General features: G+C 49.5%; 27 protein-coding genes. 19 read left to right on the top strand and 8 right to left on the bottom strand.

Annotation, left to right across the window (positions count from 1 at the left end):
* Nucleotides 1-57: 57 nt before the first annotated feature.
* Genes EGT74_RS18705 through EGT74_RS18690 form a run of 4 tightly spaced genes read left to right on the top strand, consistent with a single transcriptional unit; the run spans nt 58 to nt 2434 of the window.
* Nucleotides 58-933: a DUF3822 family protein gene (locus tag EGT74_RS18705; protein ID WP_123848091.1), complete on the top strand. Its 876-nt coding sequence runs from the start codon at nt 58-60 to the stop codon at nt 931-933.
* Entirely contained in the window at nt 924-1493 is a 570-nt protein-coding gene (locus EGT74_RS18700; RefSeq protein ID WP_123848090.1) for an RsmD family RNA methyltransferase, read from the top strand. The genes EGT74_RS18705 and EGT74_RS18700 overlap by 10 nt, the downstream gene beginning before the upstream one ends.
* Nucleotides 1494-1504: 11 nt before the next feature.
* Nucleotides 1505-1984: a pantetheine-phosphate adenylyltransferase gene (gene coaD, locus EGT74_RS18695; protein WP_123848089.1), complete on the top strand. Its 480-nt coding sequence runs from the start codon at nt 1505-1507 to the stop codon at nt 1982-1984.
* A gap of 12 nt (nt 1985-1996) precedes the next feature.
* The gene (locus EGT74_RS18690) at nt 1997-2434 is read left to right on the top strand and encodes a hotdog fold thioesterase (protein WP_123848088.1); all 438 of its coding nucleotides are present in this window, start codon (nt 1997-1999) and stop codon (nt 2432-2434) included.
* Here the strand turns inward: EGT74_RS18690 and EGT74_RS18685 are convergent.
* The gene (locus EGT74_RS18685) at nt 2418-3146 is read right to left on the bottom strand and encodes a class I SAM-dependent methyltransferase (RefSeq protein ID WP_123848087.1); all 729 of its coding nucleotides are present in this window, start codon (nt 3144-3146) and stop codon (nt 2418-2420) included. The genes EGT74_RS18690 and EGT74_RS18685 overlap by 17 nt on opposite strands.
* A gap of 3 nt (nt 3147-3149) precedes the next feature.
* A complete protein-coding gene (locus EGT74_RS18680; protein WP_123848086.1) occupies nt 3150-3806 on the bottom strand; it encodes an NUDIX hydrolase in 657 nt (218 codons plus the stop codon).
* Between the two features lie 17 nt (nt 3807-3823).
* On the opposite strand from EGT74_RS18680, the gene pyrE reads away from it, so the two are divergent.
* Nucleotides 3824-4459, top strand: coding sequence for an orotate phosphoribosyltransferase (pyrE, locus tag EGT74_RS18675; protein WP_123848085.1), 636 nt, complete (start codon nt 3824-3826; stop codon nt 4457-4459).
* 50 nt (nt 4460-4509) lie between these two features.
* Complete coding sequence (locus EGT74_RS18670) at nt 4510-4887, top strand: heavy-metal-associated domain-containing protein (protein ID WP_123848084.1); 378 nt, start codon at nt 4510-4512, stop codon at nt 4885-4887.
* A 1351-nt stretch (nt 4888-6238) separates the two neighbouring features.
* Here EGT74_RS18670 and EGT74_RS18665 read toward each other — a convergent pair.
* Nucleotides 6239-6694, bottom strand: coding sequence for an LEA type 2 family protein (locus EGT74_RS18665; protein WP_123848083.1), 456 nt, complete (start codon nt 6692-6694; stop codon nt 6239-6241).
* Nucleotides 6695-7036: 342 nt separating this feature from the next.
* Here EGT74_RS18665 and EGT74_RS18660 point away from each other — a divergent pair, with 342 nt between their 5' ends.
* The 3 genes from EGT74_RS18660 (at nt 7037) to EGT74_RS18650 (ending at nt 10268) form a co-directional block, all read left to right on the top strand.
* Entirely contained in the window at nt 7037-7666 is a 630-nt protein-coding gene (locus EGT74_RS18660; RefSeq protein WP_123848082.1) for a WbqC family protein, read from the top strand.
* Between the two features lie 310 nt (nt 7667-7976).
* Nucleotides 7977-9374, top strand: a complete 1398-nt coding sequence (locus tag EGT74_RS18655; RefSeq protein ID WP_123848081.1) for a type III PLP-dependent enzyme domain-containing protein — start codon at nt 7977-7979, stop codon at nt 9372-9374.
* Between the two features lie 423 nt (nt 9375-9797).
* Nucleotides 9798-10268 (top strand): nuclear transport factor 2 family protein, encoded by a 471-nt coding sequence (locus EGT74_RS18650; RefSeq protein ID WP_123848080.1) that lies wholly within the window; start codon nt 9798-9800, stop codon nt 10266-10268.
* On the opposite strand, the gene EGT74_RS18645 is transcribed toward EGT74_RS18650, so the two are convergent.
* On the bottom strand, nt 10265-11101 hold the full coding sequence (locus EGT74_RS18645; protein WP_123848079.1) for a hypothetical protein: 837 nt from the start codon (nt 11099-11101) through the stop codon (nt 10265-10267). The two genes, EGT74_RS18650 and EGT74_RS18645, sit on opposite strands and share 4 nt — an antisense overlap.
* Nucleotides 11102-11230: 129 nt before the next feature.
* A complete protein-coding gene (locus EGT74_RS18640; protein WP_123848078.1) occupies nt 11231-11671 on the bottom strand; it encodes an Hsp20/alpha crystallin family protein in 441 nt (146 codons plus the stop codon).
* 216 nt (nt 11672-11887) lie between these two features.
* On the opposite strand from EGT74_RS18640, the gene EGT74_RS18635 reads away from it, so the two are divergent.
* From EGT74_RS18635 to EGT74_RS18595, 9 genes are all read left to right on the top strand, one after another.
* Nucleotides 11888-12301 carry a BrxA/BrxB family bacilliredoxin gene (locus EGT74_RS18635; RefSeq protein WP_123848077.1) on the top strand — a complete coding sequence of 138 codons (414 nt, stop codon included), beginning with the start codon at nt 11888-11890 and terminating at the stop codon, nt 12299-12301.
* 229 nt (nt 12302-12530) lie between these two features.
* On the top strand, nt 12531-13730 hold the full coding sequence (locus EGT74_RS18630; protein ID WP_246008246.1) for a prolipoprotein diacylglyceryl transferase: 1200 nt from the start codon (nt 12531-12533) through the stop codon (nt 13728-13730).
* Nucleotides 13730-14155 (top strand): hemerythrin domain-containing protein, encoded by a 426-nt coding sequence (locus tag EGT74_RS18625; protein ID WP_123848075.1) that lies wholly within the window; start codon nt 13730-13732, stop codon nt 14153-14155. The genes EGT74_RS18630 and EGT74_RS18625 overlap by 1 nt, the downstream gene beginning before the upstream one ends.
* Before the next feature lie 29 nt (nt 14156-14184).
* Nucleotides 14185-15177 (top strand): DUF2167 domain-containing protein, encoded by a 993-nt coding sequence (locus tag EGT74_RS18620; RefSeq protein ID WP_123848074.1) that lies wholly within the window; start codon nt 14185-14187, stop codon nt 15175-15177.
* Nucleotides 15178-15560: 383 nt separating this feature from the next.
* Complete coding sequence (locus tag EGT74_RS18615; RefSeq protein WP_123848073.1) at nt 15561-18029, top strand: outer membrane beta-barrel family protein; 2469 nt, start codon at nt 15561-15563, stop codon at nt 18027-18029.
* A gap of 187 nt (nt 18030-18216) precedes the next feature.
* Nucleotides 18217-18753 (top strand): RNA polymerase sigma factor, encoded by a 537-nt coding sequence (locus EGT74_RS18610; RefSeq protein WP_158618220.1) that lies wholly within the window; start codon nt 18217-18219, stop codon nt 18751-18753.
* 267 nt (nt 18754-19020) lie between these two features.
* Complete coding sequence (locus EGT74_RS18605; protein WP_123848071.1) at nt 19021-19587, top strand: hypothetical protein; 567 nt, start codon at nt 19021-19023, stop codon at nt 19585-19587.
* The gene (locus tag EGT74_RS18600; protein ID WP_123848070.1) at nt 19577-20653 is read left to right on the top strand and encodes a hypothetical protein; all 1077 of its coding nucleotides are present in this window, start codon (nt 19577-19579) and stop codon (nt 20651-20653) included. Before EGT74_RS18605 ends, EGT74_RS18600 begins: the two co-directional genes overlap by 11 nt.
* A gap of 27 nt (nt 20654-20680) precedes the next feature.
* Nucleotides 20681-21418 carry a head GIN domain-containing protein gene (locus EGT74_RS18595; protein ID WP_123848069.1) on the top strand — a complete coding sequence of 246 codons (738 nt, stop codon included), beginning with the start codon at nt 20681-20683 and terminating at the stop codon, nt 21416-21418.
* Between the two features lie 54 nt (nt 21419-21472).
* On the opposite strand, the gene EGT74_RS18590 is transcribed toward EGT74_RS18595, so the two are convergent.
* Nucleotides 21473-21745 carry an acylphosphatase gene (locus EGT74_RS18590; protein WP_123848068.1) on the bottom strand — a complete coding sequence of 91 codons (273 nt, stop codon included), beginning with the start codon at nt 21743-21745 and terminating at the stop codon, nt 21473-21475.
* A gap of 149 nt (nt 21746-21894) precedes the next feature.
* On the opposite strand from EGT74_RS18590, the gene EGT74_RS27275 reads away from it, so the two are divergent.
* Nucleotides 21895-22017 (top strand): hypothetical protein, encoded by a 123-nt coding sequence (locus tag EGT74_RS27275; protein ID WP_262697124.1) that lies wholly within the window; start codon nt 21895-21897, stop codon nt 22015-22017.
* A gap of 1201 nt (nt 22018-23218) precedes the next feature.
* Here EGT74_RS27275 and EGT74_RS18585 read toward each other — a convergent pair.
* Both EGT74_RS18585 and tpiA read right to left on the bottom strand, forming a co-directional pair.
* Nucleotides 23219-23800, bottom strand: coding sequence for a 2'-5' RNA ligase family protein (locus tag EGT74_RS18585; RefSeq protein ID WP_123848067.1), 582 nt, complete (start codon nt 23798-23800; stop codon nt 23219-23221).
* Between the two features lie 176 nt (nt 23801-23976).
* Complete coding sequence (gene tpiA, locus EGT74_RS18580) at nt 23977-24735, bottom strand: triose-phosphate isomerase (protein WP_123848066.1); 759 nt, start codon at nt 24733-24735, stop codon at nt 23977-23979.
* Nucleotides 24736-24770: the final 35 nt, after the last annotated feature.

Raw genomic sequence — 24770 nt, 5'->3', positions numbered from 1 at the left:
GTTCTTGTCCAAACTCAACTATTTTAATTATTATTGTGCTTTACAATACTGAAACACATGCCCGTGGCATATACCATACAACCGACGTACGCGATAGATGACGCCACTTTGCTGGAAACGGATCTGACTACCTGCACCCTGCTGGTGCTGGTGGGCAGCGGCACTTTCAGTTATGCCGTATTATCACCGCTTCATCGCAAGTTCCTGGCGCTGAAAAGTTATAGCTACCAGCCTAAAACGGTGGCTATGGCCGATCTGGAGATGATTGAAGAGATTTTTGATGCGGATAAGCTGCTCTTTACCGCGTTCAAACAGGTATTGCTGGCTTTCGACTCGCCCGAAACCACGCTCGTGCCGGAGCCGCTTTTCCAGCCGCAGCTGAAAAAAGACTACCTGCACCTGGCGCAGCTGGAAAAAATGCAGGAAGCCGTGCTGTTCGACACCATTCCCGATATGGGCCTGGTGAATGTGTATGCCGTAGACAAAGACGTACTGGGCTTCCTGCGGAAAGAATTCTCGTCGGACAGTGTGATGCACGCCTATACGGGCCTGCTGAAGGCTTACCGGAAAGACAGTGAAACGCAGTTTTCCGATGGCATCGTGTATGTGGAAGTGCAACCCAATCAGTTTGCGCTCACCATTTTTGCATCCGGTAAACTGTTGCTGCAGCAGCAATTGAGCTACCGCAGCGGCCTCGACATCGTATATTATATCGTCAATTCCCTGCGCCAGCTGGGGCTCAACGAGCTGCAGGCCAAGGTAAAACTGGGCGGCGCCCTCACACAGGACTCACAGGTATATCATGAACTGCACCGCTTCCTGCCGCGGCTCGACTGGGTGCATAAACCCGACGGGTTCCTGTACATTCCCCGCATGAACGAAGTGCCTGCGCATCATTTTCATAATCTTTATGCCCTGGCTTTATGCGTATAATAGGAGGTTCCATGAGCGGCCGCCGCATCAACCCGCCGGCTAACATGCCGCACACGCGCCCTACTACGGATATCGCAAAAGGTGGGCTGTTCAACATCATAGAAAACAATCTCGACATATCCACGCTCAAAACCCTGGACATATTCGGCGGTACCGGCAGCATCAGCTACGAGCTGGCCTCGCGCGGCGCCACCGATCAGACCATCGTGGAAAAAGACCCGGCCATGGCCGATTTTATCAGCAAAACGGCCGACATGCTCGATGTGAAGCTGAAGCTCGTGCGGATGGATGTGTTCAAATACCTGCAGCAGTGCACCGAGCAGTTCGACTTTATATTCGCCGGCCCGCCTTACGCGCTGGGCACTATCGACGAGTTGCCGAAGATCATTTTCGAGAAGCAGCTGCTCAGGCCCGAAGGCTGGTTTGTACTGGAGCACACACCACGGAATAACTACCAGCAATTCAGTTACTACCGCACCGAAAGGAATTACGGCACCACCATATTTTCCATATTCATTAACCGGGAAGAGCTGAGGAAACCCTCCGCCGCCGGTCAATAATAACTTATACCATGCATCGTATCTGTTTATTTCCCGGCACTTTCGACCCGGTAACGCTTGGCCATACCGACATCATTGACCGTGCACTGCCGCTTTTCGACGAACTGATCATCGGCATCGGCATCAACTCCGGCAAAGTGCCCATGTATTCCGTAGAGCAGCGGGTGGATTGGATCCGGGAGATCTATAAAAACGAGCCCAAAATAAAGGTGACCTCCTATGAAGGCCTTACCGTGCAGTACTGTAAAAAGGTGAACGCGCATTTTATTTTAAGAGGCATCCGGTATGTGGCCGATTTTGAATATGAGAAGGCGATTGCAGACATCAACCGGAAAATGGATCCCGAAGTGGAAACCATCTTCCTGACCTGTTCACCGGAGTTCTCGACGATCGCATCCACGCTGGTGCGCGATGTGATCCGGAACGGGGGAGATGCGGCGCAGTTCCTGCCGGCGGAAGTGGCCCGAACCATCCAACAGCAAAAGAGTTAAAACTGCAATATCATGAAGGCAATCTGGTTTTCGCTGGATATATCACTGGATCAGCTCAACGAAAATGCCCAGAACACGATGGGCGGTTACCTGGGCATTGAATTCACCGAAATCGGGCCCGATTATCTGCGGGCCATGATGCCGGTAGACCATCGGACGGTGCAGCCTTACGGCCTGCTGCACGGCGGCGCTTCCGCTGCCCTGGCAGAAACCGTGGGCAGTGTGGCTTCTGCGCTGATCATCGATCCGGCAAAACAGATATGCGTGGGCCTTGAGATCAACGCCAACCACTTGCGCGGGGTGCGTGAAGGATATGTGCACGCCATTGCCAGACCCCTGCACATCGGCGCTACCACGCATGTGTGGGACATCCGCATCACTGACGACGAACATAAGCTGGTCTGTGTAAGCCGGCTCACCGTAGCCATCCTGGTTAAGCGCCCGGCTTAGCCGCCACCACATAATGCATGCGGCTGATCACCTCATGATCCTGCACTGCAAATCCTGCGGCGGTCAGCATCATTTTTACCTGTTCTATGCCCAGGCGCAGTTTCCTGTAACTGCTCACTTTCTGGATCCACTGTCCCTGCTGCTTTTCGAGCAAAATATCGAACACCTTCACATAACCCGGAAAATACTCCAGGAAGCAGGAGTGGATGCGGTCATCTTCCGCCCTTACCGGGATAAACCGTTCTTCCTGCACCAGTTCCTGCGTCAGATCACGGAAAGACAATACCAGCTTGCCTTTGGGGGAGAGCATCTTATACCATTCGCCGATAAGGGTGGTAACCTGCTCCACACTGTCGAGGTGCGTGAGCGTATCGCCCATACACACGATCAGTTCCGCATCCATGGTGTATTGGGCGGTGTTAGCGAGGTTGGCCAGGATGGTTCTGACGGGAAGGCCTTTGGTTCGGGCGTTAAGTTCGGAGAGGAGATGCTGGTTGAAGTCGACCGCAAACACCGAAAACCCCAGGTTGGCCAGCGATACCGTTTGTAACCCGTGCCCCGCGCCGAGGTCGAGCGCCAGGCCATTGCCTGCCGGTGCAATGTGTTTGCTGGTGAAATAGGTTTCCTGTTCCTTCTGTTTGGTGTCGAAATTGCCGGTCATCCAGGCGTAGAAAGCCGCCAGATGGTTGTCGTAGTGGGATTGCACGCTCATAGGTTATAGTTTATAGTCCGCCTTCAGGAACACTTCCCGGATATTCTCATATGAATACGCCATGTATTTGCCGAGGTTTTCGGGGCGTATCCACTGGATATCGAGGATGTCTTCTTCGATCTGTGGCACCGTCAGCTCCGTACCGGTGAAAAACATGCGGTACCAGTGGCTGTGTTTCAGGATTCTTTTGTCCTTTAACGGGTAATAATGAAAGGTTTCCGTGATTTTATGGCTGAGGCTTACGTTCTGCAGGCCTGTTTCTTCCTGTACTTCGCGCAGGGCGCAGGCTTCCAGCGTTTCGCCGTCGTCGAGCTTGCCTTTGGGCAGGTCCCATTTGCCACGGCGGAACATCAGTAATACTTCATCTGCGTCGTTGGTGATCAGGCCACCGGCCGCCTCGTATACCGTAAAGTGCCCTTTTACCGTTTCAAATAAGGCGGGTACGCTGTGATGGCGGAATACGGCCAGTGGCAATTCGTTTCTGTCGAGCAGGGAAATGGTTTGGGCGATTTCCTCGTCCGTTGGCGAAAAAAGGGTGGCGGCATTGATATATTCGGGAGGCAGCGTGCTTTTTTCTCCGGTCAGTATTAACGGTCTGTCGCTGATATATATAATAACGGGCATTTCCATGCTGCAAAAATAATCCTTTGCATTATTCATCGTACTTTTGCGCCGTTATGAACAATATCAGCGAAAAACAGGTAGCAGAGAAACTGCTCCAGGTACAGGCCGTAAAGTTAAGCCCGGCCCAGCCCTTCACCTGGGCTTCCGGATGGAAATCACCCATTTACTGCGACAACCGAAAGGTGCTGTCTTTTCCGTATATCCGCGACTTCATCAAGTCCGAACTGAGCAATGTGGTGTTTGAGACTTTCCCTGATGCAGCCGTGATAGCGGGCGTAGCCACTGCAGGTATCCCTCATGGCGCCCTGGTGGCCGATCAGCTGAAGCTGCCTTTTATATATGTACGTTCCAAGCCGAAAGAGCATGGTATGGGCAATATGATTGAAGGGGTGCTGCAACCCGGACAGCCTGTGGTAGTGGTGGAAGACCTGATCTCTACCGGTAAAAGCAGCCTGGAGGCCGTGCAGGCTATCCGCGCCGCCGGCGGTGAGGTGATCGGGATGGTGTCTATATTTAATTATGGGTTTGATGTGGCGGTGAAGGCGTTCGAAGCAGCCGGAGTGCCGTTCAAGTCCCTGAGTAATTATAGCGCGCTCATCGAACTGGCGGTTGAAAAAGGGCAGGTAACCGAAGCGGAACTGGGTACTTTGCAAGCCTGGCGCGCCGCTCCGGATGTGTGGGGAAAATAGCCGATATATTTAATTTTATCGTATATTGTGTGGGTTAAAAAAGACTTGTTATGCGTATCATTCAATTAATGTTGGTGCTGTTGCTGGCCGGGACCGGTGTAACAATGGGCCAGGCGAAAAAAGGCACGCTGGCTACTGCCAAGATCAAGGTGCCGACGGTGCAGTGTAATATGTGCAAGGATGCTATCCAGCGCTATTTTCTGCGGGAAGAAGGCGTCAAATCCATGGTGGTGGACGTGAAAAAGAAGGAAGCGACCGTTAAATATTATACCGACCGCACCAATATTGAAAATATCAAAACCTCCATCGCCAATGTAGGGTATGATGCGGATGAAGTGACGGCTAATGAGGATTCTTACAAGGCGCTGCCGAAATGCTGCCAGAAGCCGGAAGACGGGGGAGGCCCGCCGCCCAAGAAAAAAGGATAATATCAGTGATGTTCGTATTTATACATGACCGCCCCGGATACCGGGGCGGTTTTTTGTGCCCGGAGGGGCTGATTGCGTTTTTTGGATAGCAAAAAATGGCCGGGCAAGGCCGGAAAGTAATCGTTGAGCGCTGTTTTGTAAATATTACCGCTGGAAAGGTCTTCGTTTGGATGCTTATTTTGAAACTGACGCTGTTATCTTGAGGGCACCAACAGCCGGGTTGCGATGACAATTATCAGGATGATCGTTTAATTGTTGAGTGAAATGGAGTGCCTTGGAGGAAGAAGCCGGACAGATTCGGCTGGCAGAGGTGGCCGGTTTCACCTGATCTTAACCATTCATTAACGCTGCAACCACCACATTTCAGCAGTAAATTATGCTGTTTTGGTTCTAACGGTCAGGATATTTATTTAATATGAATGGAGGGAGGAATATCGTCGAATCGATATCTAAGACTTCCTAAAGTAGCGGTTAAACGGCCTCAAAACGTCTAATTCAACACTCGAGAATAACTCTTAGATATAAAAAAATGAATGAGAAATCATCCCAATTTACTTCATCAAGTATAAAATGACTCTAATATCAAGTTGCCTTAAACCTCATTGACGGACTAAAAAAAGGCCAAAATCATCTCCATTTACCTCATCAAATGGAAAATTCTGCTAATATCGCGCCATCCAAAACGCCATCGGCGGACAAAAAAAGGCCCCAAAATCCCCCCAAAATGATTCATCAAATGGGAAATTCATCTAATATCAAGCCAACCAAAAACGCCATGGACCAACTAAAAGGAGAACCAAAACCCCACAAATTGATTTGTAAAATGTGGAATTATGATAATGCGAAGGCGCCCAAACGCCATCAACGGACTAAAAAGAGGAGTCCAAAATCACTCAAATAGCCTCATCAAATGTTGAATTGTTATAATGTCCAGCCGCTCAAAAGGCCCTCGCCAGACTAAAAAGCAACCCCATAACCACCCAAAAATCGCCTCATCAAATGGAAAATTTCACTGATACCTGGTCGTCCGAAATGCCATTGATGAACCCAAAAATCAACCAAAATGGCCTCATCATATAAATGATTTATTAAATATCGGGGACTCAAAATCACGATCGTTATCCGCCGAAAAAAGGAAAGAATTCGCCGAAATTTACTTTTTCAGGCATGCAGAATTCCGCAAATCAGACCGTAAAATCACCCCGAACATCTCATCTGATCCTCAAAAATCTCATCGAAAAGCGCGCTGACCCTTCAAAAAAGAGCAACAAAAAAGAGGTCAAACCGACCTCTTATATGGTGAAATTGAAAAATATCTTCGCGTTGAAATCATGATATTTTTACCCGCCGATCAGAAAAAATCAAGTTTTTGTTTCGTTTCACAACGGATCGGGAAGGGGAAAAACACGCCCTTTTTACCCACTTTACAGTTGCCCGCTGCCTTGATCGTGACCTCTTTGTTGGTGAGGGCGCCCAGCATATTCTTGAAAACATTCCCCATTTCAACCTCCAGTTTTACCGGAAAATAGAAAGTATCCCGGGCCGGAATGTCGATCAGGGTATCCTGCAACGAATGGCCCACTTTGGTGTCGTCCAGGTAAATATCGAACTCGGCGTCCTTCAGCCAAAGGGAGAAATTATTGGGATTGAAGTAGGCGAGCTCCATCCGGACGATGCTTTTTGAGAACCCCAGATTGTCAAAATCGAAGCTGGCCACCCGGAGAAATTCCAGGTCTTTCATCTTGTCGCAGGAACTCATCGCCCCCCAAAGCAGGAAAACCAGGAGGCCCCATCTGTACCTTTTCATGAATAGCGGTTTTTTAAAATTCCCTCAAACCTACAAAACTCTAACCAAAAACGAAGTTAAAGTATGATCGCCGGAAGGCTGGGAGGAGGCCTTTTATTTGAAATTTTACTTTAAATGAAACAGGCCCAAAAACAGTCATTTTTAGAACTAATAACTTTAGTATTTTTGTTAACTTTTAATATTCAACATAAAACAGCTTTCTGCTAAAGTAAATAGCATATTTTGAATCATTCTATGAACTGTTTTTCAATAAATTAACGAGTTATAACTGTAGCTTAATATTTAATGTTAGACGGTCGTTTTTGATAGATTTTGAACCTTTTTAACTTTAATTATGACGACATGACAGAACCATACGAAAACAAGACTTTATTGATTGAATCTCAATATTTTCCGCCAATTTACTTTTATAAAACTTTAATTGAAGTCAATATATTAAAGATTGAGAGATATGAACACTACCAGAAGGTAAGTTTTCGCAATCGCTGTTACATCGCAGGGCCGAACGGAACCATCCTTTTGAGCGTTCCCCTATCCAAAGGAAAAAATCAGCGCACGATCATGAAGGACGTCCGCATCAGCAACCTCGAAAACTGGCAGGCCCTCCATTGGAAAACTTTGACTTCGGCTTACCGCCGTTCCCCCTGGTTCGAATATTTCGAAAGCGACCTGGAAGCGCTGTATGAGAAAAAGTTCGATTTCCTGCTCGACTGGAACATGGCCTGCCTCGAATGGGCCAACGGCGTACTGGGTATTTCGCCGGAGATCACTTTCACCGATCGCTTTGAGAAAACCTATGACCCGGTCCTGGGGATTGTCGACAAGCGCGACCACCAGCAGCCGGGCCACGTGCCGGAAGGCTCACCGGTATACGCCCAGGTATTTGGAGAAAGAACCGGGTTTGTCCCGAACCTTAGCATCCTCGATCTGTTATTCTGTGAAGGAAAAAGGGCATTGGAACTACTGAAGTGATAATGAAGGGGTTGTAAATGAAGCCGGATAGATGCCGGCGGTGTAGGGTGACTGTAATTAATACTTTAGTTGAATGAGTCTAACTGATTAATTTTCAATTATAAAAAGAAACTTTCCACCTTCCATAAAAAAGATGGAAATTTTTTGGAAATGCATTGGAACAAAATAGTAGATTTGCAACCGATTTTGCTGGTCAGACGACTTACGTAGGTGTGTTGTATTTGCTATCAACTTAAAACCAGAAGTTTCCAGCTCATTTATACTGTAGTTTAAGTTTTTTACTAACTCTAAAATTCATTCACAGCGTTAAATGAACAACACCTACACCGACCTCGTTAACCAAACCTTCGAATTTCCCCAGGAGGGTTTCGAAGTGAAGGATAACAACCTTATTTTTAACGGGTTGGATATCCGGGCCTTGATCGACAAGTATGGAACGCCTTTCAAGCTGACCTATCTACCCAAAATAGGGATGCAGGTTAACCGGGCGAAAAAAATGTTCCAGGATGCGATCAAGAAAAACAAGTACGATGGCAATTACTATTATTGCTACTGTACCAAAAGTTCTCACTTCTCCTTTATTATGGAGGAGACGTTGAAGCATAACGTGCATATCGAAACTTCCTTTGCGTACGATATAGATATTATTCATAAACTGTACGAACGCAAGAAGATCACAAAAGATACATTCGTCATCTGCAACGGGTATAAAACAAAGACCTATACCCGCAGCATCGCCAAACTGATCAACAGCGGTTTTACCAACGTACTGCCGGTGCTGGACAATAAGGAAGAGCTGGATGACTATTCCAAGTTCGTGCGCGCCAAGGGGCCGGTTAAACTCGGTATCCGTATCGCCGCGGAAGAGGAGCCAACATTCGACTTTTATACCTCCCGTTTGGGCATCGCCTCCCGCGACATCCTCGAGTTTTACGTGGACAAGCTGAAGGGCAATCCGAAGTTCGAGCTGAAAATGCTCCACTTCTTTATGAACAAGGGGATCAAAGACGACATATTTTACTGGAGCCAGTTCAATAAGGTGCTGAACCTTTATTGCCAGCTGAAGAAGATCTGTCCCGAACTGGAGAGCATCAACCTCGGCGGCGGCTTCCCGATCAAACACTCCCTCGGGTTCGACTACGATTACGCTTACATCGTGAACGAGATCGTGGCCAACATCAAGAGTGTATGTAAAAAGAACAAAGTACCCGTTCCGGACATCTATACGGAATTCGGTTCGTTTACGGTGGGAGAGAGCGGCGCAGTAATTTACAGCGTGCTGGGCGAGAAGATGCAGAACGACCGGGAAAACTGGTACATGATCGACAGCTCTTTCATTACAACGCTGCCGGACACCTGGGGCATCGGGGAAAAGTTCCTGATGCTGCCCATCAACAAATGGGATCAGGAGTATCAGGAGGTGCACTTGGGAGGACTTACCTGTGACGGTTACGACTTCTACACCTCGGAAGAGCACATCAACGCCGTGTTCCTTCCCAAGCTCACCAATGGCGAACCGCTTTATATCGGGTTCTTCCATACCGGGGCTTACCAGGACCAGTTGAGCGGGTACGGTGGTATCAAACATTGCCTGATTCCATCCCCCAAACATGTGATAGTGGGGTACGACAAAAACGGACAATTAAAAGACTGGCTATACGCTAAGGAGCAAACCTCCCAAAGCATGCTTAAAATTTTGGGTTATTAAAAAAATGGGTTAGTAATCCACTTAAAAACCCCTCGGTTCTCCGAGGGGTTTCTTTTTTGCCGTCTGTCATAAGCAGTCATCATTTACATAAAATAAGGCCCTCCTTTGCGGGAGAGCCCATAATTTCATAGGATAGACGGATCCAACATTCATGGCAAGGGAATTACACCTGTAGGGAGCAGTCCATACAGGTAATTTCTAGGCATAAGGTAAAAGGAAAAATTCAAGGCATAAGGAAAAAGGCATAATTCTCGGTATAGGTGGCAATAGGTTACGATAATCTGCTCAGTGTAAAAGTAGGTCTATCCGCATCGATGGCAAATACCAATTAGTTGTATCTTTTTGCAACTTTTTAACAAAAAACGCGTTACAACCCCTTGCGCCATATTAAAATGAGTTACTAATTATTCCCTGTTTAACTTTATGAGAATACTATATTTAATTCCGTTCTGTTTATTACTCATATGTTTTAGCCCAGTGTCAGCACAGACTTCAGGCGAAGAAGAGGTAAAAAGTGCCATCCGTCAACTGTTTGACGGGATGAGGAAAGGTGATAGCGCCATGGTAAAGGATGTGTTTGATGTTAAGGCGGTTCTGCAAACCATTGCACAGCCTTCCGGCGGGGTGGCTGAGGTACGCACTGTCAGCCTCGAAAAGTTCCTTACAGCTGTAGGGGCGCCTCACACGGACGTGTGGGATGAGCGGATCGCATTTGATAAGATTCTCATCGACGGAGACCTCGCAAGTGTATGGACCCCATACCGTTTTTACGTTGGCGACCGGTTCAGCCATTGCGGGGTGAATTCTTTCCAGCTCGTCAAATCGCAGAAAGGGTGGAAGATCGTGTACCTGATCGATACCCGGCGGAAGGACAATTGTCTGAATACGGATTAATCCTCCTTTTTTGTGGTATCCAGGAAGTGGATGGCGGAGTCGCACTGTTTTTCGATCTCGGAGAAGCAGGCGTCGAGCAGTTCCAGGTTGCCTTCCAGGTATTCATTTTTCCCGGAGCGCGATAGGCCTTTGAGTAAAAGGAACTGTTTGGTGAGGTTCTGGTTGATCAGGGCGGAAAATTGTTGCTGTTTTTCAAGCGTGAGTTTTTGTTCCAGCCGGGTGATGTTCCGGTAGTATACGCCCCATACCCGCAGGAATACGATCAGGTAGCCCACCATCAGGAAGGGGGTGGCCACGTACCGGTCGGGCGCGGAGTAGCTGGACGGCAGGAAAACCGCGAGGTGATTGATTTTCATATAGGCCACCAAGCCCAGGTATAAGAAGAGCAATGCCCCGAGCCCGAGTGCCGTCCGCAGGTTCACCGCAAAGTACCCCAGCATGCAGGCCATCATCCAGGGCATGGCATATATGGGGGATACGTCGAGGTCGTTGGCAAAAGAAGACAACATGGGAATGAGCAGCGTGTTCAGTGCGGTAATGGTGCCGGTGGCGGCGGTGCCCACTCCCCAGCTCATCGCCAGGGCACACATCATGAATATACCCACGAAGCTGGCGGTAATGGCCAGGTTCACATAGTCCTGCAGGTATAGCAGGACGAATAGCATCGGCAGCATGGTGAGGCCGAAGAAAAACAGGTAGTCGAACAGCATTTTGATCCGGGCCTGCTCAAAGGCGCCTGTAGATCTTAATATTAGCCTGCCCGTTACCGCTTTCTCGGTGCTCCTGTAGATGTAGATGGAAAAATTCTTTAATATTTGGCTACCGGGAATCATCAGGCTTTAATAAGATATAATACCAGCAAGGTACTATCCTCCCTGCTGCCGCACATTCAACGTTTGTGGTAATTTACTGCATAAAAAAAGCCGCCCCGAACGGAGCGGCTCTGTGCCTATTCCTAACCCTTATGCAACTGTAATCTCTTTTACGGTTTCCTGTTTTGCCTCTTTTTTAGGCAGGGTTACTTTCAGGACGCCGTTTTCGTATTTCGCATTAATCTTGTCCGCATCAATGTTTTCGTCCACCGTAAATGAACGGGAGAAGGAGCGGAAGCTGAACTCGCGGCGGATTTGTTTGTCGCCTTCAGCGGTTTGTTCCGTTTTCTTTTCGGCGCTGAGGGTCAGCGTTTGGCCGTCGAGGTTGATTTTGAAATCGCCCTTGTCGAAGCCGGGCGCTACCACATCCAGCACATAACTTTCTTTGTTTTCGTGGATGTTCACCGGGGCATGCTGGCCGAAGAAGTCGGAGGTGGCGAAATCCCTGTTGATGAATTTGCCGTTGAAAATGTCGTCTACAAGGCTGCTGAAGGTTCTGGCCGGTTGATGATTAAATTTTACGAGTGTCATAGTGTTATATTTTTTAGCGTTAAACCATTTTTTTCGGTTACATGGGGTATGAATCAAACGGGATACCAATGCCGTTTTGCTGAAATTTCGCCAGAAAAGGAGGGCTGTATTAGGACAAATAGGCAGTCTTGCTTAATTTTGTGAGACAGAATGGCTGTTTTGTATTATTTATTTAAGTATGTCGATATATTACTAACTTTGCAAAAAAGAATTATTATGTACCCTGCGGAACTCGTGATGCCGATGAAGGCAGAACTCACAGATAATGGATTTGAAGAATTGCTCACCCCTGCAAAGGTGGATGAGGTGCTGGCAAAGGAAGGCACAACCCTGGTGGTAATTAACTCTGTATGCGGCTGCTCGGCCGGTACTGCGCGCCCCGGTGTGCTGATGGCCGTGGCTACCAGCGAAAAGAAACCCGACAGGCTGGCTACCAGCTTCGCCGGTTTCGATAAAGATGCGGTTACCCAGCTCCGGACACATCTGATGCCTTACCCGCCGTCGTCTCCTTCTATCGCGCTGTTTAAAGACGGGCAGCTGGTTCACTTCATAGAGCGCCATATGATCGAAGGGCGTTCTGCGCAGCTGATCGCGACCAACCTGCTCGCTGCGTTCGACGAATACTGTTAAGCACAGGATGAATTACGGGGCAAAAGGCCCGAAAAAATAATTCGTAATTCATAATTGAAATGTAACTTGGTGGTTTGATTTTCCTTTTGATATAATTCGGCTTTGTTCATAGGAAAACTCAGATCACCATTTTTTTTTGCCTATGTATCCTAATTTATATTACGCATTTAAGGATCTGTTTGGAATAGAGATACCTTTTCTGAAGATTGTACAAACGTTTGGCTTTTTTGTGGCGCTCGCCTTTCTGGCGGCGGCTTACGTGTTGACGTCGGAATTGCGCCGGCGGGAAAAACTGGGCTGGCTTGCGCCGGTAGAGGAAACCATGGTGACGGGCACACCGGCGTCGGTGGGCGACATGCTCATCAGCGGGGTGATCGGTTTTATCCTGGGTTTTAAACTCATCGGGTTGATTGGCGCCGAGTACGACGATCTGCGCGCCTATTTTTTGTCGGGGCAGGGGAGCATCATCGGCGGTTTGCTGGCGGCTGCGGCCATGGCTTACTGGAAGTACTATACGAAAAAGAAAGCCGCGTTACCCAAACCCAAAGAAGCGAAAGTAAAAGTATGGCCGCACCAGCGTGTGCCGGATTTCACGATCATGGCAGCTGTAGCCGGACTGATAGGGGCCAAGGTGTTTCATAACCTCGAGAACTGGGGCGAATTTGTTGCCGATCCCTGGGGGTCTATCTTCTCCGCCAGCGGGCTCACTTTCTACGGTGGGCTCATCGTGGCTGCGTATGTCATCATCCGGTATGCCCATAAAAAACATATTAACTGGAAGCACCTGGTAGACAGTGCTGCGCCCGCACTGATGCTGGCGTATGCCATCGGCAGGATGGGCTGCCAGTTTTCCGGCGACGGCGACTGGGGTATTAATAACAGCGCCTATGCCACCAACGCCACCGGCAAAGTGCAGATCATTTCCGAGGCGCAGTACCAGGATGTGCTGCACCGCGACTCCGCCTATTTCACCCGGCACTTCGGCGGCATTGACCAAGTGCCACACGCGCGGTACGAAAAACCCGCTTCTCTCAACTTTCTGCCCGACTGGTTTTTTGCCTATAGTTATCCGCACAACGTGGTGAACGATGGTATCCAGATCCAGGGCTGCCAGGGTGAATATTGCAACGCCCTTCCCATTGGCGTGTATCCTACCCCGTTGTATGAGATCATTGTATGCGGCATATTCTTTTTTGTGCTGATGGGGCTTCGCAGAAAGGTGACCACGCCCGGCGTAATTTTCGGCATCTACCTGATACTTAATGGTGTTGAGCGATTTTTCGTGGAGAAGATACGGGTCAACACAAAATATGATATCTTCGGTTTCCATCCCACACAGGCGGAGATCATTGCGAGCCTGCTGGTGATCGGCGGTGCGGCCCTTATCTGGTACGCCCGTAAAACGCAACCGGTACAAAAAACAGTTTGATGCAGCGCCATCCCAACCTGGTACCGCTCTCGCACGAGCATAAAAGCCTCCTGTTCGTTTGCAGGTACCTGAAAAAAGATGCGGCCGAGTTTGAAGGTTACCCGCTGGATGCACCGTCCAAAATGGCCTACATGGTGAAGGTGTTCCAGGAAATCATGGTGCCGCACATCCAGAAAGAAGATTACCTGTTCGAGCAGTGCCGCGGCCACCATCCGGAAATCGACACCCTGCTCGACGAACTGATTGCAGAGCACCGTGCCATATCGGCCATGTACAGTGCGTTGGTAGATAGTGCCAACCCTGTGGAGGCCATGGACCAGCTGGCCCGCAGTCTTGAAGCCCATATCAGGAAAGAGGAGCGGGTGGTATTTGAAAGGATGCAGGAAGAATTACCGGCTATTGTTGCCGCCATCCGGTTTGAATAAACGCTATTTACCTATAATACCTATATAACATGAAAATTTGGACCCTCCTGGCCGCCTTCCTGGCCATCTTTACCACTGCCCATGCGCAGCTGGACACCACCGGCCCCCGTACTGCCACCGAAGCAGCAACGGAAGAAGAGCCGGAACTCACCGAAGCCCAACTGAAAGCACTCACCGATTCCATTAACGCCAGCTTCACCTACAAAACAGGCAAAGTGATCCTCGGCAATGGCGTGGTGCTGGAAGTGCCCGCAGGTTTCCGCTACCTCGACGTGCCGCAGAGTCACCGGGTGCTCGAAGAAATCTGGGGCAACCCGAAAAACGAAACCCTGGGCATGCTTTTCCCGGCAGACCGTGGGCCCATGGACGAAAGTGGCTGGGCTTTCAATATCGATTTTGAAGACATCGGGTTTGTGAAAGACGAAGATGCAGACAAAATCGACTATGACGACATGCTGAAGCAGCTGAAAAAAGAAACCGCCGAAGCCAACCCAGATCGGATTAAAGAAGGTTATCCCTCCGTCGAGTTCATCGGTTGGGCCGCCGCTCCTTTTTATGATAAAGCCAACAAAACCCTCCACTGGGCGAAAGAAATCAAGTTCGGTGAGTCGGAAGAGCATACCCTGAATTACAATGTGCGGATACTCGGCCGGAAGGGCGTACTGTCGATGAACGCGATCGGCGTCATGAACCAGCTGCCGGAAATCAAACAGCACATCCCCGCCATCCTCAAAAGCACCACCTTTGAAGCAGGGCATGCGTATGCCGACTTCGATCCCAAGGTAGACGAGGTAGCAGCCTGGACGATCGGCGGCCTCGTGGCAGGCAAGGTACTGGCTAAAGTGGGCTTCTTCGCCATCATCGCCAAATTCGGCAAGTTCATCGTGATGGGGCTTATCGGTGTTGGTGCGGCTGCGTACAAGTACATTACCGGCCGCCGCAGAAAAGAGGAAGAGGTGCAACCTGAACCGGCGCCTGTTGCCGCGGCAGGCGGGGAGCCAGAGGATGAGCCCAAAGCATAATCCGTATATGTTAATATAGCGAGGCGGCGCCGGTCATCACCGGCGCCGCCTTTTTTATAACGATATGGGAGCTTTTCGTCCCATTTAACCCGCCGTATCACCCATCCGCCATAGCTTTGAAAAAAGTTTGTAACAAAATGATTGCACACGCGTCTATATATGGCAAAGCGGAAAAATCGCCTTCAATCACCTAACTAACGGTTCACCTTTTTATTTTTTACCAATCATCACTATTATACGACCACTTGTGTATAATTATGTACTATGTAAAGCATACTACCTACCTTTACACTGTAGTTGTTAAAGAAAGGAACTAAAGTAAGAAAGGAACTGTATAAATTTAAAACACACATAAAGCATCTGATTCTAAACCTCCGCCTTATATGAAATCAATTTCTAAATTGTTGACCCTGAGCGCTTTACTGATTAGTGCAAGCAACATGGCTCAGGCCCAGAATGAAAACGGCTCCGTCAGCCAGAAGGGAAAGATTAACGGTCTCGTGTCCCGCGCCGACAATAAACCCGTAGAATTTGCCACAGTGACCCTTTTAAAAGCAAAAGACTCCACCCTCGTAAAAGGAGCGGTGGCCAATGTGGAAGGCAAATATGAGTTTGAAGGCATCCGGGAAGGGCAGTACCTGGTGGCCGCGGTGAACATGGGCATGAAAAAAGCTTTCAGCAAGCCCTTTACCGTAAACGGGGCCCCGGTGCAGGTACCGGTCATCACCCTCGAAGAAGTATCCCGCAACCTGAAAGAAGTGAATGTAACGGCCAAACGCCCGTTCATCGAACAGAAAGCAGATAAAATGGTGGTGAATGTTGAAAACAGTATCGTGGCCGCCGGTGGTACCGCCCTCGAGGTACTGCAACAGTCGCCCGGAATACAGGTAGATAAAGACGATAATATATCCATGCGTGGCAAGAACGGTGTGATCATTATGATCGACGGCAAAGTCACGAACATGTCTCCCCAGGACGTTGCCCAGCTGCTGAAAAATATGCCCAGCTCCAACATCGACCAGATAGAGCTGATCGCCAATCCTTCCGCCAAATACGATGCAGCGGGCAACGCCGGGATTATCAACATCAAATTGAAAAAGAATTCCAGTTACGGTACCAACGGGAACGTGACTGCGGGTTACATTCAGGGCAAGCTGCCCCGTTTCAACGGCGGCCTTAACCTGAACCATCGCAACAAAAACGTGAATATTTACGGTTCGTATAACTATAACTACAACCGCAACTACGAGCAGCTGGGCATTTTCAGGGACAACCTCGAAAAATCCGGGCGTGTCACGTTCGACCAGAATACTTATCTCGACAAGGAGTCCCACTACCATGGAGGTAAATTCGGAGTCGATTATTTCGTCAACAAAAACCATACGGTAGGCGTGATGGTGAACTTGGGCGCCAGTACCTGGCTGGGCAAGGGCATCAGCAACACGTTCATCGGCAACGGCGAGTCTGTCGACTCCTCCCTGCGGACCAAAACCGACAACGACAACAAATGGAACCGCCAGTCGTACAACATCAACTACAAAGGCAAGCTGGACTCCACCGGTAAAGAGCTCAACATCGACCTGGATTATTCCCGCAATGCGGAAGATCAGGGCAGCCGCCTCTTTTCCGCCTACATGGACGGTACCGGCAAGCAGTACTGGAGAGGGGATACCACCCGCAGCCTGCAGCCTTCGGTGATCAACATCAAAACCGTGAAGATCGATTATACCCATCCCCTGAAAAAGGAGGCGAAGATCGAGGCCGGCATCAAACTGAGTTTCGTGGATTCCGACAACGATTCCCGCTTCGATTCCCTGAAACGGTCCAATTGGGAATACGATGCCAACCGTTCCAACTACTTTATCTATAAGGAAAACGTGAATGCCGCCTATGTGAACTTCTCCAAACAATTCAAGAAGTTCGGGATCCAGGCCGGGCTGCGTGCCGAGCAAACCAATGTGGAAGGGAACTCCGTGACGATGAAGCAGGTGAACGACACCAGTTACCTCAACTTCTTCCCGAGCGTGTTCCTGAGTTATGCGGCCAACAAGAACAACCAGTGGGGCATTTCTTACAGCCGCAGGCTGCAGCGCCCGAGCTACGACGACCTGAACCCGTTCGAGTTTTTCCTCGACAGGTACACCAAAGCCGGCGGCAACCCTTACCTGCGCCCGCAGTATTCACACAATTTCGACCTCACCCATACGTTTAAATCATTCCTGACGACCGCTATCGGGTATAGCCGTACAACGGATATGTTGTCCCGCATCCTCGAAAACGGGGTAGACCCCGCTACCGGCGACACCACCATCGTAGTATACAAATACATGAACGTGGCTAAAAAAGACAACATCAACCTGAATGTGTCTGCGCCTCTGCCTATCACCAAATGGTGGAGAAGCTTCACCACGGTGTCTGTATTCTACAACGCCTTCGAAACCACGGTGAACAACGAGCACATCAAACGTGCATCCGGCGGCTTTTTCGGGCAAACCCAGCATACGTTTACCTTTAATAAGGGGTATTCCGCAGAAGCATCGTTCTTCTACACTTCCCCGCAGATTTCACAGGAAGGCCTGTTCCGCATGAACCATATGTATGCCTTTAACGTCGGCCTGCAGAAGCAGGTACTGAACAAAAAAGGCACCATCCGCTTCAATGTGAACGACGTCTTCAACACCCAGCGTTTCAGCGGCACGTATAACGTGAACAACCGCCACGTGAACCTGGCTACCCGTTGGGATAGCCGCCAGTTCAGGGCATCCTTCACCTACCGCTTCGGCAACTCCAACGTAAAAGAGGCCCGCAACCGTAAAACCGGCCTGGAAGACGAGCAGAGCAGGGTGAAGTAGTACAAACACGTACCTAATCATGTTTTAGGTATATAAGGATGGAAGGGACGCGGCCACTTGTGGGCCGCGTTCTGTTTTTATATCTCTATGATTTTCAGTATTTTCAAAATAAGTTGTTCCCCCGGTGCAACCATTTTCCCCCTTCGCCGTCTTTTATATGAGTTTATACCCTGACACTTTGGAAAATATGCCTGTAACAGATCAAATCGTGGTACGCTGCCGCAAGGGCGACGTCCGGGCTTTCCGTGAGCTGTATGAGGCATATTCCAGGGCAATGTATAACATCTGCCTGCGTATGACGGGGCATGCCGCCGATGCGGAGGATGTGCTGCAGGAGGCATTTGTGCAGGTGTTCAAAAACCTGGAAAAACTCACGTCAGACAGTAGCCTGACCGCCTGGATCAAAAGGATCGTGGTGAATCATTGCCTGAGTTACCTGCGTAAAAAGAAGGTATACTTCGAAGAAGTGGGAGAGATGGATGCGGCGGAAGAAGCCGTGGTGGACGAAGGGGCCTACGCCTTCACCGTTTCGGCGGTTAAGGAGGCCATCGGCCAGCTGCCGGATGGTTACCGCACCGTGCTGAACCTGTACATCTTTGAAGAGTATTCCCACCGGGAAATCGCGGAGATGCTGGGCATTTCGGAATCAACCGCCAAAACCCAGTTCATGCGGGCAAAAGAAAAGGTGCGGCAACTGGTAAAAGTGAAAACGAAAGAAGTGTGAGTTTTCATGCTTTGAAAGAATAAACCGGGTGCCGGGCGCGCTTCAAAGGGGACGGATGACAACAAATTCATCATTCCAATGAAAGACCGCATGGACAATTTGTTGGGAGGTGCTTTGAAACAGAACAGACAACAGCACATTCATCAAAGCAGTGTGAATGATTTGTTGAGACGCCCATTGAAACGGAACTGATGATGGCATATTCATCATTCTATAAAAAAATAGACAGTGCATTGAGATGCACTTTCAAATAATACACAGGAACTGATGCACGTGTGTCAGTCCCTCGAAAAGATCAACACGATGAAACTGGAAGATTTTATACATCAAAACCGCAGTGCATTTGAAGAGGAGGGGCCCGGGCCCCGGGTATGGGCGGCATTGGAAAAAGAGCTGCCGGCAAAACAACCTGCCCGCATCGTTTCCATGATGGCAAAGCACTGGTGGAAGGCCGCTATTATCGTAGCGCTGGTGGTGAACGCGGGGCTGCTTGTAAAATTCCTCAACGCCAAACAGGAAGTGGCGTATGTAGTGCCTGAAATGGAAGAAATGCAGGTGTACTACACATCCAAAATCGAGCAGAAGCTCGAAGAGCTGAATAAATACCCCGCTGAACAGCTGGGGCTCGACAGCACCACCCGCGAAGAGCTGAAATTAAGAAATGAAACATACCTGCTGCTGGAAAAAGAACTGATGAGCAATCCCGGCAACGAGCGCATCCGCGCCGCGATGGTACGCTATTACCAGATGAAGCTGGAGTTGTTGGATAAAATTCTGACCGAGCAGGACAAATACCATAACGTCACACCTTCAAATAAAAAAGATGTACTGTAAATCTACCATCCTTTTATTGTTATTGTTTCCTTTGGCTGCATGGGCGGCGAAGGGAGATCAGGAGCACAAGATCCGCATCGTGAAAGAGTTCAAGGCCGGCTCCTCTTCCAGGCTTTCAGTACAGAACAAGTACGGCAAAATCGTGATCAACATCTGGGATAAACCGATGGTGCGCGCGGAAGTGGAAGTGACGGGCTTCGGTAAAAACGAAGAACAGGCCCGCAGTATGGCGGAGATGGTCAACATCGACGGCTCCGAGTCCGGGAATAATATCAAGCTCGAAACCCGCTACAACGCTGCAGGCAGCGGCAAATGGTTTTCGTTCAATAAAAAGGATTCGAAAGATTATGTGAATATCAATTACGTGGTGAATGTGCCCCGTAATATGAAAGGGGTGGCGCTGGAGAACCAGTTCGGCGACATCCTGGCAAGGGAACTCCCCTTCGAAGCCAGCATCAATGTGAACTACGGTTTCTTCGATATCGGCAATGCGGAAGTGCTGCGTGTAACGATGAATTATACCGATAAGGCAAGGATTTCGCAGGCGGAAAAACTCGATCTGAATGCGAATTATTCCTCACTCCGGTGCGGTGCCACCAAAGAGCTGAAGGTTAATTCCAACAACAGTTCCTATAACTTCGGCGACGCCGGCAGCATGCGGCTGAATTCCAATTACGACGAGTATCGCCTGGCAGGTGTGAGTGACGTGTCGCTATCCGGTAATTATTCCAGCCTGCGTGCCGAGTTGCTGAAAAAGAATGCAGTGATCAACGTGAATTACACCGACGTCAGCTTCCGGCAGATAGCGCCTTCCTTTACTTCCATCACCGCGGTACTTCGTTACTCCGATGTGAGGCTGGGAGTGGGGCGCAGTACACCTTTCCGGCTGATCGCCAACATCCGGCACGGTGATATCAATACCGGTTCGTTCGAATGGAAAAACATCTCGAACGTCCGCAAAAACAGTAGCCTCTCCTTTTCCGCCATAACGTCAAATGCTACAGATGCGTCAGGGGTCATTAAAATCGACGGCTCCTACTGCGATGTAAAATTGACAGGAGAATAATCATCTAACCGAAAAAAATTCTGACGAATGAAAACAACATGCAGGCTGATAGCATCCCTGTCCTTCGCAATGCTGTTGCTCGCGCCGTTTGCCGGCCAGGCACAGCGCAGCGAAACTATCGCAGGCAATGGCAGCATCAAAAAAGAAAAGCGCAACGCCAGCGCCGAAGTTGATGAGATCAGCACCTCCGGCAAGTTTAAGGTGTACGTTACGCAAGGTAACAACCCTTCGATCGAAGTGGAAGCAGACGAAAACCTGCTGCCTTACATCGAAACCGTAATAGAAGGCGATGAGCTGCGGCTCCACCCGAAACGCGGTTTCAACATCAAACCCTCCAACGATATTATCGTGCGGGTTACGGTAAGACAGTTGGAAAGTCTTGCAGGTAGCGGTACTACGGGCTTTTATTCCCAGGGCAGCATTAAAGGCGAAAAACTCGAAATCGCGCTGAGCGGTAAGGGCGACGCTGAAATGGATCTGCAATACAAAAAGCTCGAAGTGGCAATTTCGGGCACCGGTAAAGCGAAGCTGGCCGGTCGCGCCGACAATACCGAATTCGCGATTTCCGGCAGCGGCGATATCGATGCGCCCGAGATGAAATCGGAGGAAATGGAAGTGAGCATTTCCGGCAGCGGCAGCGCTTTTGTGAATGCCAGTAAGAAACTCGATGTCGCAGTGTCTGGCTCCGGCAATGTCAAATATAAAGGCAGTGCGCGTGTGAACCAGATGATCTCCGGCAAGGGGAAAATCGAACAGGTTAATTAAGGTTTCGAAATAGGTTTGTAAAAGCGGGGCATTCGCCCCGCTTTTTTTATGGGGTTATTCATGGAGGATGTCGAATTGCTGGTAGTTTTCGGGCGTGCCTTCGGTGATGTCGAGGGAGGTGACCACCGCACCGGTGGGACCAATGCGGCACCAGTCGATAAACTCCCGCACGGCGGTCTCCGGGCCTTCCGCAGCAATCCATACGTTGCCGTCGGGGAGGTTTTTTACGGCTCCTTTAAGCCCGAGTTTAACGGCAATGGAACGTGCCGTTGCCCTGAAATACACGCCCTGTACTTTTCCCTTGACTGTAATTTTCCTGTGGATCATAAAATGACGCTAAATGAAGATATATGTAAAGATATAACAAAGATGGCAGCGGGCTTTCACCCGGCGGCAAAGCATAGCCGAAGTTGGTCGTGTCCTTCAGCGTATGCCGTGCTGCCTCCGGGGTAAAAGATAAAGAACCGGGATGGGTGATGAGGCGATTCGCTCACCTCATGCACCTGTATATGCAAACCTGGATGAAAGTAAAAATATTCTGTGACGGCGGGGGATACGTTCCTGCGCACCTGTTCCAGCTGGAAGCCGGCTTTGGTTAACAGGGAGAATACCGCCTGCCCGGGGTTATGCTGCATTCTTCCGTTATGATAAACTGGTTTGACAGACATCCATTCCATGTTACAATTGTTTAAAGCCTGATATTGCCTGCGGATATTCGTCGAACATTCCATGCAGGTATGTCGGATGTATGGCACCATGTGTTTGTTTACGCAGATGTGGGCCGGCGGGTTGCCGGAGCGCAGCTGTATGCGGTTTTGCGCAAACAATATTGTGGCGGTGTCTGATGGTGGCCCAGCCACATGAACGGGCAAACAACAGCACGATGATAGCATTGCCGGCCAGCTATGGCAAAGCACCATGTCGGCGAGCATACATTCTCGCACCGGATGGGCTACGCTCTATGATGCATATGCCACGCCTTATAGCAAAGAACTATGCCCGCAAACAAGCATGTTTGCATCGGAAGGGCTATGCCACACTGCACATGTCACGCCTTGGCACTGCCACAATAAAGGCATGCTAGGCCAGAAGCACACGCTTCTCCTCCAGCATGCTCATACAGCGATACCGGGGCCATCGAATTGAATTTAATGTCGGGTAGTAAGCAGGGGTGGGTAAGTAGTTTGAAAGAGGCCGGGCGACGAACGCCCGCCCCGACAATACAAGTGATATTTGATACTGACTCTTGAAAAGGCTTTTTAAAATACCGTTTGACCGTGGATCTAATGCGGGTGAATATCGGTTTTATCACCGGCTTCAAACACCGGATTAATTCTAGCTTTGCCACCAGCATCAAACATTGGGTTAAATCCTAGTCTTTGCAAACACTATATCAGATCCTAGCTTTTGTCGCCGCTTCAACTACCGGATTAGCTCCGGGGCTTTATCAACAGCTTCAAACACTGAGTTAAATCTTGGCCCCTATCACCGGTTTCAAACACTGGATTAAATTTCAGCTTTTGTCGCCACTTCAACGACCGGACTGGATCTGGATCTTTATCACCGATTTCAAACACCGCGCTAAATCCTGGTCTATGTCACCGGCTTCAATCATCGGATTAAATCCCTATGTATCAGCAGCTTTATGCATCAGATTAAATCCAGGCACGTTTGCTGCTTAAATACCGGTTTGCAAATGCCCGGGCTTAATTGCGGTCGACTGCAGACAAAACCAGCTTAATCGGAGCCGCAACCAGCTTAAGCGATGCCGTATGGCACCCATTTAAGCCACCGGATGCATTATGCCGCGTGGGTGAACAGGGGATGCTCGGACGCATTGTCTTTGCCGAACTGGAACTCCCGTACCACCTCGTAGCGCCGTCCGTCCGGCTGTTTCTTCAACAGGCTGAAACTGTGGCAGTGAAAGCTGCGTACAAACATCTTGTTGGCGAAGTAGGGGGCCAGCTGATTGAACTGCTGGCTGTTGACCGCCCGCGCCAGAGCAATGTGCGGCCTGAACGTACCCGGTTTCACCTCAAAGGTGTGCATGATCTTTTTATGCAACTCTTCCACCGGTTTCGGGTTCGCCACATTCACATAAAAGAGGTGCTTTGAATCACCCTGCTTGCTGTGGTCTATCCGGGAGGTGTAAATCGTAAAAGCCGATTGCTCCTGCACCATCTCTTCTACCATGCTGATGAAATCCGCTTCATATTTTTCAGGAAACTCCGACCGGAACAACGCAATGTGCGCCTGCGAAAAAGCAGCCTGGTCAATACCCAGCTCCTCCGATATCAGATGCCTGAATATACTGATGTCATGCAACGTCTGCGCATCGGGATGTATCACCAGCATGTAATCATTGAATACTTCGTTTTCCATGTCTTTTTGATTATGCAACCATCAAATTGAAACAATCATTATCATTTACAGCATCAACAATAATGACCCCTTCTTTCACAACACGAATATACTAACTTTTTTGGATTTACTAATAAAATTAGCAAAAAATACTAAAAAAAATGGCCCCGCTTTACCGGAGCCACCTTCACACAATATTAAAAGCTTTGTACGATCGCCGTAAAGTCGGCCGCCACCAGCGATGCCCCGCCGATCAGCCCGCCGTCCACATCGGCGCACGCAAACAGTTCCTTTGCGTTGGAAGGCTTGGCGCTGCCGCCATACAGGATAGTCAGGCCCAGTGCCGCCTCACGCCCGTACTTCTCCGCAATCTTCGCGCGGATAAATGCATGCATGTCCTGCGCCTGCTGTGCGCTCGCCGTTAAGCCGGTGCCGATCGCCCAGATGGGCTCATAGGCGATCACAATATTTTTCAGGGCCGCCGCATCCAGATGGAAAAGACTTTCTTCGAGCTGTTTGGACACATAATCATTCTGCGTTTCAGCCTGCCGGATCTCCAGCGGCTCGCCGCAGCAAAAGATCGGCTTGATGCCGTTGGCCAGCGCCAGGTCGATTTTTTTAGCGAGCTGCGCGTTGCTCTCCGCGAAATATTCCCTGCGCTCGGAGTGGCCCAGGATAACGTAGTCTACGCCGATGGACTGCAGCATCTCGGCAGATACCTCACCGGTATAAGCGCCTGATTTTTCGCTGTAGCAGTTCTGTGCTGCGAGAGAAATACCGGGGTAGTTCCGGATCAGCTGTTTTATCTTCACCAGGTAGGGGAAAGGAGGCGCAATCACCACTTCATGGCCCTCCGCCAGTTTGAGGCCGGCAGCCAGGATGTCGTTGACCAGTTGTTCGCCCTTATCGAGCGTGAGGTTCATTTTCCAGTTGGCGGCTACGATCTTTTTTCTCATATATGTAACACTGTTTTTTTAAAGGAGCGCGAAAA

The organism is Chitinophaga lutea, assembly GCF_003813775.1.
Classification (GTDB): domain Bacteria; phylum Bacteroidota; class Bacteroidia; order Chitinophagales; family Chitinophagaceae; genus Chitinophaga; species Chitinophaga lutea.
The sequence above is the reverse complement of the archived record's forward strand: the minus strand, read 5'-3'. Positions and strand labels throughout refer to the sequence as shown.